The sequence below is a fragment of the Crocosphaera sp. XPORK-15E genome (assembly GCF_034931425.1).
GTDB lineage: Bacteria > Cyanobacteriota > Cyanobacteriia > Cyanobacteriales > Microcystaceae > UHCC-0190.
This window is the reverse complement of the sequence record NZ_JAYGHQ010000068.1, coordinates 43,384-57,827: the sequence shown is the minus strand read 5'-3', so window position 1 is coordinate 57,827 and position 14,444 is coordinate 43,384. Positions and strand designations below refer to the sequence as shown.

Below are 14,444 nucleotides of genomic sequence, written 5' to 3'. Positions count from 1 at the left end.
TCGCGAAAATTACACGCGAACTGTGATTCCCTCCTCGCTTAACCGAGCAGTATTGGGGTCTGCCTCTAAAATTGATGGGAATATTCCTATCGGAATTAATGGTAATTCTCTTTTACCAGCTTCTCGCAATTGGGTTGAAATTTATCAGAGTCGGGGTTAATTATCAATGGATAATTGTCAATTGTCAATTATCCATTGATAATTAATTAATTCGGTTTATAAAAGTTAAACTTCTTCAAGATTCAAGCTTTTTATCAATGAGGCTTGATAAATTTTTATGACTAATTCACCAAGATTGCTGCAATGTAATTTACTCCTGATTCCTTTTAGATGTTTTTTCAGGGTTGATGGACTAATTTTTAATTTTTGACTACTTATTTCGTAATCAAAGTTTACATTTAACTTCAACAATAATTTGATAATTTCTATTTCTTTAGCACTCCATTCTAATTTTTGATAAAATTGCTTTTCTTCCTCTGACAATTTTTCTAATAAATTCGACTCACACAGTGAAAAAGCTAATTCTAGGCGGTTTTTTGAGCGCATCTTTCCCCGAATTATCACTAAACTCTGTTCGATTGAGTTAGGGGAAACCTGTCTTTGTCGGGCGAGGTTTTTACTGTTTAATATTCCTCTTGAAATTAGGCGAATCAGGTCTTTCTCCCCTTCCGTAAAATCTGTTGCCTTTATTTCCCTGGTAATACTTATCATAATTTTTACTCCTCTTATTACTTTTAATAATCTTTTTATACCATAAAAAAAGACTATAAAAAAAAAGACTGACAAAAATTTCACAACCTGTCATAATCAAAACCACAATCCCCTCGCCTGAAGCCATCATTGATTAACTCATCACAGTCAAATTGATGATTCAGTTGGCTCTTTATTAGTTTTAATTTTCAATTTTCATGAAGCAAACCTCTTTAGTTATTGAATCCGATTCTTCCCTTAAGCCATTCTGGGAAAATTTCTGTTTAACCCCACGGCAAAATCAACTCATTTTTCAGTTGACTCATGCTGTATCTAAGCAAGATATTCTCAAAGAACTGGGTATTAAAGAATCCACTTACCGTTACCATCTTGCTCAATTAAAAAAGCTTTTTGGCGTTAGCACTACCTCTCAATTAGTCGCCATTGTATTTCGTTCTGGTTATATCACTAATCTTGAATCCCAATAAAATCATGACTAATTCTCTTAATTTTGCTGTTCTTGAACCTCTAACCCATTCAGTCAATCAATACTATCAAAAGCATTCTTTTACCAATCCTTCCTTAGAGAAAGAAGACTTACTTCAAGAAGCCATACTTTGGGCTTACTCTCACCGATTTTTTCAGACAAATCACTTGTCTTGGTATGGACTTAAGCAATGTTTTCAACAACATTTACACTCTCTCCAAAAACAACAAGGTTGTTATGTTTCTCCTCAAAGTCTTGTCCTTAAAATCAAAAAATTTACTCGCTCTTTTTTCCAACAACATCATCGTCAACCAACTTCTTCAGAAATTAAGCAGCAATTCCATTTAACTGACTCTCAATTTAATCGCATCATTTTTCAACTTCACCGAGAGCAAGTTCCTCACTCTTTAGATTCAGATACGACAGAAATCATCGACCCTCAAAATCATCATGACCTGATTTTCTATGAGCAGCTAAAACGGTTTTTACTAGATATTTTGTCTGAGTATGAACTACTGATTCTTAACACCAAGTATCAAATTTTTCCCCTTCAACCCATTTTATCTCAAGATACTCTTCCCAAAAATTATCGGCAGCAGCTTACTAAGATTCTTCGCAAAATTCGACGACATATCAAAGCGGCTGATTGGCTTAATTAACTGACCCGAATGAGAGGTGAGGAGTTTTTCCTTTAATTATCAAAACTCGATATCTTCTTCTAAGGTTTCAATCAACAAATCCATCCGTTCTTTGCCTTGATTTAGGAATTGTTCACATTGACGAATCTGTTGTACTGCGACTTCAAATTGAGAAAAAACCGTATTTAACGGTAAGTCCCCTGATTCAAGGTTTTCTATAATCGCCTCAACTTCGGCCACCGATGCTTCATAATTCCAAGGGTCTTTATGTTGGTTGAGAGAATCCATAATCGCAATAATAACCTTTCAGTAATTATGACAAAATTTCCGTCACTTTAACTTTAATGGAACCTTGGGGTAATTGTATGATTAATTCTTGGTCATTGCTCAACTGCGCCCCCTCTCGAACAATCTGCCCATCGGTTTGTCGCACTAGGGAAAAACCTCTCTTTAGAACAGCCTTCGGATCTAGAGCTTGTAATTTCTGCTGTAACAGATGAGTTTTAACCGTAGCGGCCCGTAAGACGGCAGCATTAACCGGAAGATTTGTGAGACGGGTTTTTAATTGTTCTATCTTGTCTGTTTCTTTCTTAAGTCGCTTCTCAAGACTGGCTACTAAACGCCCTTGACGCTGCTGGTGTTCTGTTCTTAAAGCGTCATAAGAAGGAACGGCGATTTCTGCGGCGGCGGTGGGAGTATGAGCGTTTACATCTGCTACTAAATCTGCTAAGGTTTCATCCCGTTGATGTCCAATGCCTGTAATCACCGGAATGGTACTCTCTGCAATGGCTCTGACTACTCTTTCATCATTGAAACACCATAAATCTTCGACGGCTCCACCCCCCCTGGCTAAAATTAACACCTCTGCCCGTTCATCAAGATTTACTCGTTCAATGGCTTCCACAATGGAATAGGGAGCCTCTTTTCCTTGAACGGTTGCAGGGGAAAACAAAACCCTTATCCCTGGATTTCTTTGGATCAGGGTTCGTTGAATATCCCCCCAAGCGGCGGCGGTTGCTGCTGTCACGACGGAGATCGTTTGAGGATAAGGGGGAAGGGGACGCTTTATCTCTAAGTCAAATAATCCTTCTAGAGCAAGTCTTGTTCTTAGCTGTTGATAGCGCAGTGCAAGCAGTCCCTCTCCTGTGGCTTTGGCTTGATAGACGGTTAGTTGATATTCTCCCTTCTTCGGATAAAGACGCACACTCCCTTTGACTAAGATCTCTGACCCCAGTTTTGGCAACTCTTGTAACTGGCTTTTCTGGGAGTTCCATACTACACATTTGATGGTGGCTTTACCCTCACTATCACTTAGGGTAAAAAATAACCCAACACGATGGGCGTTTAGACTCGACACTTCTCCTGTTACCCACAGTTCCATCAATTGTGGATCATCTTCTAACAATGATTGGATATATTGCGTCACACCTGCTACAGATAAGGCCGTTTCTAAACCTGAGTTCGACATAAAAGAATTTGTCTGTTGAATTGTTTCCTTCAAAATTCCTCATTTCAAGATCATGATATGTAGAGGTAATCTTAACCACTGAGTAATGGTTTTTGTTAACCCAAATTTTTGGGGTAATGAGGGAGAAATATCTTGAAAGTTAACCTCAACAAACCCAAACCGTTGATAAAAGGTTTTAAGTGAATCCCCCAAACATTCCAGATACAAGGGACATTTTGCTTGCTCTATCAAATGGTTCGTCAAATAATTCCCTAAGCCTTGATTTCGATAGGATTGTTTAACCACAACACTCCCCAATTCAAGAGCGTTTTCAAAGGTGCGTAACTGACCACAAGCGATAATTTTTCCCTCTAACTCAATCACCCAAAATTGTTCTGTCCGTAACTGTGTGGGGTCAAGAAATGCCCCCAATACTAACCCTCTAATTGCCCAAATATCCTGGGGAATAGCTTGACGTAAACGACATCTTTTGATCAGTTCACTCATAAGCTTTTTCCAAAATTTTAAGCATTTGTTCTTCTAGGGGGGTCAAGTAAGGACGATCAATTTTCCCCAGTAGTTTCAAAACACCTTTGGCCATTCCTTCCAATTCTGATGATTCTTGTAATCGCTGAATCCGCTCATGAAGCTTTTGGATCACTTCACAATCGGATTCGCTATAATCCAACTCTTGCAAATACTCGATCTCAATCTCTTCTAATTCACTATTCCACGTCTGGAGGTCACAAGTGGCTTTTGAAATGCCTGTCAAAATGGCCCAACAGCCATTTTGAGAGCGTAACTGGGGATTATCTTTGGCCAAAATCCCCACCACTTCCCCTAGTTCAAAGGGATTTTCCCTCGGCTGTCTGGTTAATTCTCGCACCACCTGTCTCACAATGCGACTCGTTGGCACTTTTCCTGAAGCTATGGTGACTGCCTCTGACCACGCTTGTACCTGAACAGGTGGATCTAACACCCCCAAGGGTCTGACTTGATATTCGGTGGTGGGTAAAATTTGGCAACGATTCGTTGTCAGATTTTCGTAGATAGTTGCTCCGACGATCAAATAATCGGACTTTTGACGAGTGTGACCGAATTGCTCTCGACAATATTGCTCAAAACTGGAGTGAGTATCTCGATATAATCGTTTGTCCCGTAATTGCCGTAAGGCGAACCCCGCCGTCCAGACTGCCCCAATTACCAAATTTTCTAAATGCTGCTTTTCGGATTGTTCTGACGGTGTTAGAGGTTCAAACTCCTTCTGTTTTGATGGCCGTTCGGTTTCTGGACTCACCATCTCAACCCCTTGGCGAACGCCATGAGTTTCCACAAGTGGAACAGTGAGCTTGTCGAACTGCTCCACTACCGCGTCAGCCTCTGCCACCGCTGCCCCTTGAGATTGTGACAGCAGTTCATCAAAATCTGTGTCATTAAAAGTGTCTTTGGCTGAACTTCTTTTCCTTCGATATTGAGCGATGGCCTTTCCCCTTGAACTCTCTCCTTTCCATCATTTTACCCGAAACCTCGCTTTTCTAGTTGCAGGGCCGGATTATTCACCCAGCGATCGCCAATATGGGCATAAAGAACGGTGGTTCTGGGGTCGGCATGACCGAGTAAATCTTGAACTTGTCGTAAAGAAGCCCCTGTCCTCAAGGCCAACGTCCCTGCGGTGTGTCTCAGAGAATGTGCGCTCAATTTTCTAGGTTGGGACTGATGACGGGACTTTTTTGCCCTTGGGGTTGGTGGGGGAGAGCTTGAATCACCCTTTAACCGTTTCTGGGCTTGGGTTTTTGGGCGGGGTACATCTTTTAAGCCGATCGCCCCTAAATATTTATCGACAATGCGCCTCACCGAACGCCGACTCAACCGTTCTCCTTTGCTCCCGTAAGCCACCGAGATCAACACAGGAGTATCCGGGGTTAAATTTTCCCCGGCCTTTTTTCTCGCGGCCAAGTAACGCCTCAGCAACTGGCCTAACTCTGGGGTTAATGGCACCACCCGAATGCTCCGTTTGGCCCACACTCGTAAGCCCACATTGGGGCCATCTTTAACAATATCTCCCACATTGACTCGGTGCATTTCTACGGTGCGGCAACCTTCGAGTACCATGATAGAAATTAACAGGCGATCGCGTAACCCCTGTACAGAATTATCCTCTGGCAAGGCATCCAATAATTGATACATTTCGTCATTTTGCAGGTAATTGATCCGTGCGGCGGGGTCTTTGACTTCTCTGGGGGGTCTGAGTCTGAGGGCCGGATTGCTGTTAATGTAGTCATTTTCCAGTAAAGCATCGTAAAAACGACGCAGAACACTGAGTTTTAGGGAAATGGTGGTTTGTTGGTATTGTTGGGTTTCTATTAGCCAATGACGGTATTGTTTTAATTGGGCAAAAGTGGCTTCAATGGGGTGAACTTGGTGGGTTTGACACCAATTTAGAAATTGTTTGAGGTGACAGCGATAGGTTCTCAGGGTATCGGACGCGGCGGCTCCTTCTCCTACGTCCGTTGCTAAAAACTCATCAAAAAAGTGCAGAATTTGGGGCGGGTGAGCCAGAATGGGCTTGACAGAGGGGAGGGGGATAAGGGCCGACATGGCAGGGGTGGGGGAGAGGAGGAACATCGCATATTGACTAGATCCTAGCATGAATAACAGTCCGATAACGACGTTTATCGGACTCTTTTAACCTACCCCCAAAACCACAACGATTCGTTGTTACCTGTCCATAGACTGACGGGGTGACAGAGGGTAGTTTAAGGAGATTAACGGTGTTGAATCAAGATTTCCTAAGTTAAAGGAAAGTCCACTCTAATTTCAGTTCCGATATCTTTTTCACTATTGATAGTCATTCTTCCAGCATATTTTTTGATGATTTCTTGACAAAAATATAAACCCAACCCGACTCTATCTTTACGAGAAAAAAAAGGCTCACAAGCTCGCTCCCTTTCCTCAGAAATCATCCCGATTCCATTATCTTTAACTTCAATTATTAAGGCATCTTTTTCTCCCGTAATCCAAATTTTAATCCATCCCCCCGCTTGAGGATTTTTAGCATCTATCGATTCAATCGCATTTTCAAACAAATGGGACAAAATGTACACCAAATATCGACGAAAATTGAAATCAGTCGAGAGTTGCCAGTGAAGACGACAGGAATAATAAATCGACAAAGACTCTTGAGTCCAAAAATATTTTTGGTTGACAATTTTTTTATTAAATTCAATCGTTGTTTCCAGTAATTTATCGAGATTCGCATCGGACACTAATTCATAGGGAATACGTTCTTGCAAAAGGGGTTGTCTTCCAAAAATAAAATTTAACCTTGACAAATATTGTTGAGACTGTTTAATCTGTGCTGTAATACTTTTGAGCAATTCTTGCTGACTTTCATCAAAATTTAAGCTAGTCGCTAAGTGACTGAGTTGTTCAAGCGAACGTAAAACGAGATCTAGATTGTTAGCCGGAGAAGTAATTTCCCGTTCTAAGGTGTCAATAAGTTTCTGAGTAATTGCCAGCTTTTCTTCTTTGAGAATTTGCTGGTGCGCTATTCTTAAATCTTCGGTTCTCTCCTGAACAAGTTTTTCTAAATTGTCATTAATTTTCTTCAATTGATCGCTATAAAGGAAGTAAGCGGTGTGGGTACAAGCGATCCAAACAGCAATCAGACTGGGAACAACGGGAATCCACCACGAACCCAAAAATGCCAGATAAGATAACAGCACTAAGACAATTGAAAATGTAGAGCCGATGCTAAGAGAAGCAGCTATTAAATGTTTAGGCACAGAAGGCCATTTCCAAAGAACCAAAGCACTAACAACGGCGAAGGCGACTGTCAAAATTACCTCAAGAAAGTCAGGAATGACTTGGATTAAAGAACGTTCTCCCAGGGCAGCACCGATAATACCAGAAGCCACTTGAGCATGAAGATCGATTCCCCGAACAGTTTCTTGTGAAGCTGCGGTAAACGGGGTTTCATGGAAATCATTAAACGAGAGTCCACTAGCCCCCACAATAACCAGACGATCTTGAAAAAAACCTGACGGAATTTTCCCGTCGATCACATCAAAAAATTGAACTTCTCGAAACTGTTGAGGGGGTTTGCGCCAATTAATTAAAATTCGGTAGCCACCTGAATTTGCTCCCACATAACTACCATCATGAGACTCAAAGGGACGAAAATGGGCTTTTCCTAATTGCAACCATTTGGGATTAAGGGTGCTGTTTTGATCAACAATTCCCTCTTTGTTTAAATAGAGATAAGATAGTTTCAGGGCAAAAGACGGAATCTCTGAATCGGGATTTCCCAGTTCGGAAATCGGGTAAAGAAAAGCGCGACGGTTCACTCCATCAAGATCGGGACTGCCTGATACATCCCCATACTGTTGTTTTTCTTTCAGGATTGGGGGGGGTGGAACTGGTGAAGGAGGGAGTTTGGCGATCCCAATCAGGTTTCGTTGGGTTTTGAACACTTTCTCTAAATCTGCCGACCCTGGTGGCACTCGTTGATCTCGAAAGATGTCTAGTCCAATCACTCTGGGTTGTTGAGCTTCCAGTTTTTTGAGAAACTCAGCCCATAAACCATCGCTAAAGGGGTAAGTTTTCGCTTTTTGCACATCTTCTTCCGAAATCCCCACTAAAACAATACGCTCCTCTATTGGCCCAGAGGGTTTCCCTTGAACAAAACGGTCGTAAGCTGCCCACTCCCAAACTTGAAGGAGTCCAGTAGCTCTCACCCCTAAAACCACTGAACTTGAGACTAATCCCACCACAATTGGGACAAAAAATTCTTTAATTTTTCTCATCAGGAACTAGCAAAATTCTTAAACTTTTGGTGGTGCTTGGCCGTTGGGGATTACAAATCAATCCAGCACTTAAAATATGAGGACGACTCACAACAAAATCAGGCGCAATTAAGATTTGGGAAGCTCCCTTGACTAAATATTCTTGGAGAAATTTTGTTTCCAGGGTTTCGGAATCCACTAAACTAACTTTAACCGTTTGTTGAAAGCTTTCTGTATTAGGAGACGTAACATGAAGGGCGACTTGCGGATTTGTCGGATTGATGACTAAGTAATTCTCTGAGGAAGATTCTAAATAAAGTTCTCCTTGAGGAAAGGGACAACCTCTTGTTCCTTGAGCAGAAACTCGTTCAGATTTATCTCGCTCTCTTTGCTCTTGTTGTCGATATCCTGCTACCACTGGGGGACCATTCAAGATCAATAGCATTAAAATTGTTAACCCAAAATAGTACATTTATTCTTGAAAATAGTTTTACCCAATTAAAAAAAACACTGTGATTAATTTAACTGATCTATGTTCCCATTTCCAAGGTTGATTCAAGTCCTCTCCATTTTTGTCTTAGGCATTTTGCTCTCAATATCATGCCATCTACCCACTTGGGGACAATCGCCAGCTTCTTTGTATGAACAAGCTTCTTTGAAGTGGCAAGAAGGCCAGACGACCACCGCTATCGCTTTATGGCAACAAGTTATCGAGAATACTCCTCATCAAAATCTCAAAGGAAGGGCTTATTTCATGCTGGCTCAAGCTTACTTAGAGCTAGGATTTATACATCAAGCTTCTCAGGCTTGGGAGCAAGGGAATCTCTTGAGTTCCCCGTTTCCCACCTTGACCCCTTTTGCCAAAGGCATTGAAGGGAACCTGGCTTTAGCCAAAGGGGATTTTGAGCAAGCGATCGCCGCTTATGAAAAAGTGCCTGAAAATTTGGCTGTCCTGAATCATCTCAGCTTGGCTTATCAAGAACTAGCACAGCAAAAACAACAACGGGCTTCTTCAGCCGCCTTAGAAGGCGACTTAGAAGAAGAGTCCTTAAAACTTCAAGGGGCTGAGGCTTTTGAAAAAGGAAAAAAAATCGCTCAAAGGGCTATTGCTCTAGCCTCTGATGAAGTTTCTTTAAATGCAGCACAAAGTTGGATACGGTGGGCCAAATTCGGAGAGCCAAACGGGGTACAATCGGCCTTAGACATCTTAAAACAATTACCCGATTCTTTTCACAAAGGCTTACAACTACTAGAAATTAGTCAACTCAATCCCCTTGCATTACCCTTGGCCGAATCGGTGGCCATCACCCTTAACCACCCTATTCTCTTAGCCCAAGTGGAGCGATTATCTGCACAAGTTCTAGAAAAAGAGGGGAATTATGAAAAAGCCCTTGAGCGCACCCTGAAAGCTTATGGTTTTGTTGCTCAATCAAATTTAGAACTTTTGTCTCAAATTCAATGGGATTTAGGACGATTATTTAATCAATTAGAGCAACCTCAAAACGCTCTCAAATATTATCATCAAGCCATCAATTCGACTGAAGAGTTAAGAAAACAGTTAGCATCAGGGACAAGAAGCGTTCAATTAGCTTTTCAAACCAAAACGAATCCATTATATCGAGAATTACTTGGGGTTTTATTAAAATCTCCTACTCAGAAAAATTTAAAAAAAGCCATTGGTATTAAGCAACAATTTCAATTGGCAGAACTAGAATCCTATTTTGGCCATCCTTGTCAATTAGAATCCTCAAAATCTCCCCAAACAATTCCCAATCAAGTCATTATCTATACCATTATTCTTCCTGATGCGTTACACGAAATCCTCGAATTTTCAGACGGGCAATACCGCCACCGCGTCATCAAAATTCCCCAAGCTAAATTGGAATCTTTAATCAGGGAATGGCGAATTAATTTAGAAGATGAATTTACCTTTAATTTTCGTGCAACCGCCGAACTTTTCTATGATTGGTTAATTGCACCTTGGACAGAAGAATTACAAGGAATCAAAACGTTAATCTTTGTCAATGATGGTGTTCTTTGGTCAGTCCCGATGACAGCCCTTTGGAAACATCAATATCTGATTGAGTCTTATCAGATTGCTTATTCTTTAGGGTTAGAAGTGTCGAATAATAACACTTTAGAGACAGTTTTTCCCGTTTTTTTTGGAACCACTCAAAGCAGTGAACGATTTCAAACGCCACTCCCTTTTGTTCAATCGGAAGTCTTACAAATTATCAACTTTGTTGGCGGAAAGGCTTATTTAGATGACCAGTTTAGTTTTCAACAATTTGATGAAGCTCTGAAGTCTCAAAAATATACGGTTTTACATTTAGCTTCTCATGCGAATTTTGGTTCTTTTGAAAAAAGTTTTATTCAAACAGGAACCGGATTACTTTCTTTAGAAGAATTTGAGAAACTTTTACGGGCTAGAAAGGCCCCGATTCAGCTTTTAACTTTGTCAGGTTGTCAAACAGCCGTCGGCAATGACCAAGCAGTTTTGGGGATGGCAGGAGTCGCTATACGAGCTAAGATTCCTTCCGTATTAGGTACACTTTGGTTTGTCTCTGATTCAGCCACATCTCAATTGATGGTCAACTTTTATCAAACTTGGAATAAAGATTCATCGCCCCTTGAATCTCTACGACAATCCCAAATCAAATTGATTCAGTCAGCATCTTTATCCCATCCCAGATTTTGGTCAGCTTATCTATTTTTAATTAATTAGGGTTTGCTGAAAAAGTGACTCAAAAATTTATGCCACCAAAGCCTGATAATTCCCCTGACAATCAAATAGGGTAACAGATTATAATTATGATGATAACGCCTCATCTCATAAAGTTTTCGGACTTAACCAAGTCATAAGAGAGTTTAATCAAATTTCTCTTGGCTCCAGTTTAAATAAAGCTTTTTCGCCTCAAACATAATCTCCTCATGGGGGAGTTTGATGCGCGGGGGGGCTTGAGGATACAAACTTTTAACAGCATCAATGTCTTGCTTAAATAGTTGAGCGACACTTTTGAGCAGTAAATTTTTTAACAAGGTAATTATAAGGGGATGGGCTTGAGCAAAGACTAAAATAAAAGCTTTAGTCTTCTTCTCAGTTTCAGGATAGAGAACATTAATTTGTAAAGCTTTTCCGAAAGGATAAGTCCCCACCAACGAAGTTAATGAAGGAAAACTATATTCAAGTTGATTCACATACGTTTTAGGTAAAATCAGAGCGACAGGATTTTTTAGCAATTCTTGCCACGAATCTTCTGCTCGAATAATTTTTTGTTTTAATTGAAGATTAACCCCGTTTTTCTGATAATCATAAATCTCAAATTTTTCCAGCGTAAATAAATCTCGATGAGTGCCTTTTACATGATTATAATCATAATTAATGAGAAGATGACTTAAAAAATCTCCATCTAAACTGTCATTTTCAACAATTCCGACGAACTTAAATCCCGTAGAGACTCTTTCAATTAAATCGGGAATTGACACCTTTGGCTCCCAACCCCCATAACTCCAAATATAGTCACCGCGACAGACAATATCTAACACCTCTACCATAGGGGACGAAGAAACCCGATTAGATTGATAAAGTTTTCCCTCTTTATTAAATTCCTGTGCATGAAAAGGACAAACAATGGTGTTTCTCTCCTGACAAATCCACCCTTGTGACAAGGGGGCTTGCAGATGAGGGCAAACATTATTTAGGGCAAATACTTCTCCCTCTGGATTTTGCCAGAGTACATAATCTATTCCATTAAGTGCAATTTTTTGGGGACGATTTATGCCCAACATAGATTTATGAGCGATTAGCCAGGGCGCACCAGGTAATATGGGGTTCATCTTATCCAGTTAAAATATAAACTTTGAAACGACAGTTGAATTTTTGATGAAAGCAGCAAACATGACAAATTTACGAGTTATTATCTTAACATTATGGGGTCTGGGGATACCATCCTCTCTGATGGCCCAAATTATTCCCGATCAGACCTTACCCAATAACTCAAGGGTTCATCCTCATCAAAATACTTTACTTCTTGAAGGAGGAACTCTCTCAGGAACTAATTTATTCCACAGTTTTCAAGAGTTTTCTCTTCCAAGGGGAGCCGAAGCCTACTTTAAGAATCCGACTTTTATTCAAAATATCTTCACTCGCGTAACGGGAGGAAGTCCCTCAAATATCAACGGACTGCTCAAAGCAAATGGGACAGCTAATCTGTTTTTTGTTAACCCCAATGGGATTATTTTTGGCTCTCAGGCGGTTTTAAATTTAGGAGGGTCTTTTTTTGCTACCACCGCCAATAAAATTGTTTTTCAAGATGGCAGTCAATTTGCTACCACTTCTGAATCCTCTTTTTTTTCTAATACTAACCCCATCGGTTTCAGCTTTTCATCCCCAGGAGCTATTACGGTTCAAGGAAACGGTCATCAAGTCGCAGAAATTCCTTTTTTAACTCCCTTAATTGTTCCTCCCCATCCAGGTTTACAAATTAATCCTGGCAATACCTTAGCCTTATTAGGAGGGGAAATCATTCTAGATGGGGGAATTATTACAGCCAACGATGGTTACATTCAACTAGGAGCCATACAAGAGGGGTTTTTTAACTTAAACCAGAGTAAAAATTTAGAAATACTTGATAATAAAGTTCTTCAAAATTTGGCTGATATAACGATTACTAACTTAGGTTTTGTTAATGTTAATTCATTTCGAGAGGGTTCTATTGTTATTTATGGAAAAGATATTTCACTAAATCAAGGGGGGTTTGTCTTATCAAGGACGTTGGGGAATTCTCAAGCCGGTCATATTTCTGTTTTGGCGAAAGGGAATTTGCACCTCTCCGATGAAGTCTTGAATTCATCTTCTCCATTTGCCATTGGGCGAAGTAGCATAACAACTGAAAACTTAGACCAGGGGCAAGGGGGGGGTCTTAATATTTTAGCTCAAAATATTAACATCCAAGCAGGGGGAATTATTGGCAATAGAAATTTTTCCAAAGAGTCAGCAGGAGATATCCAGATTAAAGCAGAAGAAACGATTAATTTACTGGGATTTTCTCCGTTAAATTTAGCAGCTTTTAGTGGAATTTCTTCCACAGGGGGAACAGTCGGAACTGGACAAACGGGGAATACTTTTATTGAAGCTAAGAACTTGAACCTTCAGAATGGAGCCGCGATCACGGCTGGTTCTAGAAACGGGCTTAAAGGAGGAGATATCGAAATAAATCTTCAGCAAAGCCTAAATATGTCGGGAGTTGTCCCTGGTTTAGAATTATCTACTACTATCAATGCCGGAAGTTTTGGCGGAGATGGGAATAGCGGAAATATTACGATTATCTCCCCAGAAATTCGCGTTCAAAATGGAGCTAGAATCAGTACAATTTCTTTAAGCGATGGCAACGGCGGCACCTTACAAATTACCGCTAATTCAGTAGAGTTATCCAGATCTTCGTCCTATCAACACCTTTTTACAGGAATTAGTTCTTCGGTTGATCTTGCCTCTCCAGAAATTCAAAAAGCATTTGCTTTACCCCTTATTCCCTCTGGAGATGCACGTAATCTAATTTTAAATACCTCAAAACTTGAAATTCAGGGAGGAGCATCGGTTTCTGTCAAAAATGAAGGAAGTGGCAATGCTGGAAACTTAAGTATAAAGGCTGAGCTAATTCACTTAAACTCAGGTAACATAACAGCAGAAGCAAGTCTTGGCGTGGGCGGAAATATTCTCATAACGTCAAATCAATTAGAGGCTTTTAATCATAGTCAAATTTCAGGATTAACCCAAGGGTTTTCCCCCGCAGGAACAATTATTATTCAGTCTCCTTTGATTAACTTAAATCAAAGCCAAATTTTGGCGACAACGGAATCAGGAGAAGGGGGAAATCTTGTTGTTGAATCCCAAGATTTTCGTCTTTTTAATACGAGGGTTTCTACAACAGCTAATCAGTTAGGAGATGGAGGCAATATTAATATTCAGTCTAAAGTGGCTCTAATTTCTTACGATAGTTTGATTTCGGCTGCTTCTCAATTAGGCATTGATGGAGAGATTAATATTGATGCTGAAATTTTTCAAATGCAAGACATCACAACACTGCCACTCAATTTTTCCGGGCAATCTCTATTAGCCAATAGTTGTTTAACTGAGGAAACGAAAAATCTGGCTCGTTTAACTATAATTGGGCCTGGTGGATTACCACAAGGCAATCGGATTAATCCCTTTTTCATTCCTGTATCTGACACCCATGTTGCAAGGCCTAGTTATGTTCGCTTACCGAATGGTAGACAACTAGCCAGAGAACTCATCAAGACAGAAGAAGGATGGAAATTGATCGGAACACTCAATGAGGGCAATCCTTCATCTGTCGTAGAATCCTGTCAACCGTAACTAATGGGATTTTGACAAAAAA

General features: G+C 40.4%; 13 protein-coding genes. 4 read left to right on the top strand and 9 right to left on the bottom strand.

Annotated features, from left to right (window positions below; all coding sequences use genetic code 11):
- Positions 1-225: 225 nt before the first annotated feature.
- Positions 226-711 (bottom strand): hypothetical protein, encoded by a 486-nt coding sequence (locus VB691_RS25575; RefSeq protein ID WP_323294352.1) that lies wholly within the window; start codon positions 709-711, stop codon positions 226-228.
- A gap of 197 nt (positions 712-908) precedes the next feature.
- Here VB691_RS25575 and VB691_RS25570 point away from each other — a divergent pair, with 197 nt between their 5' ends.
- Positions 909-1,178, top strand: a complete 270-nt coding sequence (locus tag VB691_RS25570; protein WP_323294351.1) for a hypothetical protein — start codon at positions 909-911, stop codon at positions 1,176-1,178.
- 4 nt (positions 1,179-1,182) lie between these two features.
- On the top strand, positions 1,183-1,836 hold the full coding sequence (locus VB691_RS25565; RefSeq protein ID WP_323294350.1) for a hypothetical protein: 654 nt from the start codon (positions 1,183-1,185) through the stop codon (positions 1,834-1,836).
- Positions 1,837-1,875: 39 nt separating this feature from the next.
- Here VB691_RS25565 and xseB read toward each other — a convergent pair whose 3' ends face one another.
- The 7 genes from xseB to VB691_RS25530 all read right to left on the bottom strand — a co-directional run bounded on the left by xseB (position 1,876) and on the right by VB691_RS25530 (position 8,479).
- Positions 1,876-2,103 carry an exodeoxyribonuclease VII small subunit gene (gene xseB / locus VB691_RS25560; RefSeq protein ID WP_323294349.1) on the bottom strand — a complete coding sequence of 76 codons (228 nt, stop codon included), beginning with the start codon at positions 2,101-2,103 and terminating at the stop codon, positions 1,876-1,878.
- A 25-nt stretch (positions 2,104-2,128) separates the two neighbouring features.
- Positions 2,129-3,283, bottom strand: a complete 1,155-nt coding sequence (gene xseA, locus VB691_RS25555; RefSeq protein WP_323294348.1) for an exodeoxyribonuclease VII large subunit — start codon at positions 3,281-3,283, stop codon at positions 2,129-2,131.
- A gap of 39 nt (positions 3,284-3,322) precedes the next feature.
- A complete protein-coding gene (locus VB691_RS25550) occupies positions 3,323-3,769 on the bottom strand; it encodes a GNAT family N-acetyltransferase (RefSeq protein WP_323294347.1) in 447 nt (148 codons plus the stop codon).
- Positions 3,762-4,562: a hypothetical protein gene (locus VB691_RS25545; protein WP_323294356.1), complete on the bottom strand. Its 801-nt coding sequence runs from the start codon at positions 4,560-4,562 to the stop codon at positions 3,762-3,764. Before VB691_RS25545 ends, VB691_RS25550 begins: the two co-directional genes overlap by 8 nt.
- A gap of 215 nt (positions 4,563-4,777) precedes the next feature.
- The gene (locus VB691_RS25540) at positions 4,778-5,860 is read right to left on the bottom strand and encodes a tyrosine-type recombinase/integrase (protein WP_323294355.1); all 1,083 of its coding nucleotides are present in this window, start codon (positions 5,858-5,860) and stop codon (positions 4,778-4,780) included.
- Between the two features lie 191 nt (positions 5,861-6,051).
- Positions 6,052-8,067, bottom strand: coding sequence for a CHASE2 domain-containing protein (locus VB691_RS25535; RefSeq protein WP_323294346.1), 2,016 nt, complete (start codon positions 8,065-8,067; stop codon positions 6,052-6,054).
- Entirely contained in the window at positions 8,054-8,479 is a 426-nt protein-coding gene (locus VB691_RS25530) for a hypothetical protein (protein ID WP_323294345.1), read from the bottom strand. Before VB691_RS25530 ends, VB691_RS25535 begins: the two co-directional genes overlap by 14 nt.
- Positions 8,480-8,578: 99 nt before the next feature.
- Between VB691_RS25530 and VB691_RS25525 the strand changes: the two genes are divergently transcribed.
- The gene (locus tag VB691_RS25525; RefSeq protein ID WP_323294344.1) at positions 8,579-10,771 is read left to right on the top strand and encodes a CHAT domain-containing protein; all 2,193 of its coding nucleotides are present in this window, start codon (positions 8,579-8,581) and stop codon (positions 10,769-10,771) included.
- A gap of 143 nt (positions 10,772-10,914) precedes the next feature.
- Here VB691_RS25525 and VB691_RS25520 read toward each other — a convergent pair whose 3' ends face one another.
- A complete protein-coding gene (locus VB691_RS25520; RefSeq protein ID WP_323294343.1) occupies positions 10,915-11,883 on the bottom strand; it encodes a Rieske (2Fe-2S) protein in 969 nt (322 codons plus the stop codon).
- A 61-nt stretch (positions 11,884-11,944) separates the two neighbouring features.
- On the opposite strand from VB691_RS25520, the gene VB691_RS25515 reads away from it, so the two are divergent.
- Complete coding sequence (locus VB691_RS25515; protein ID WP_323294342.1) at positions 11,945-14,422, top strand: filamentous hemagglutinin N-terminal domain-containing protein; 2,478 nt, start codon at positions 11,945-11,947, stop codon at positions 14,420-14,422.
- Positions 14,423-14,444: the final 22 nt, after the last annotated feature.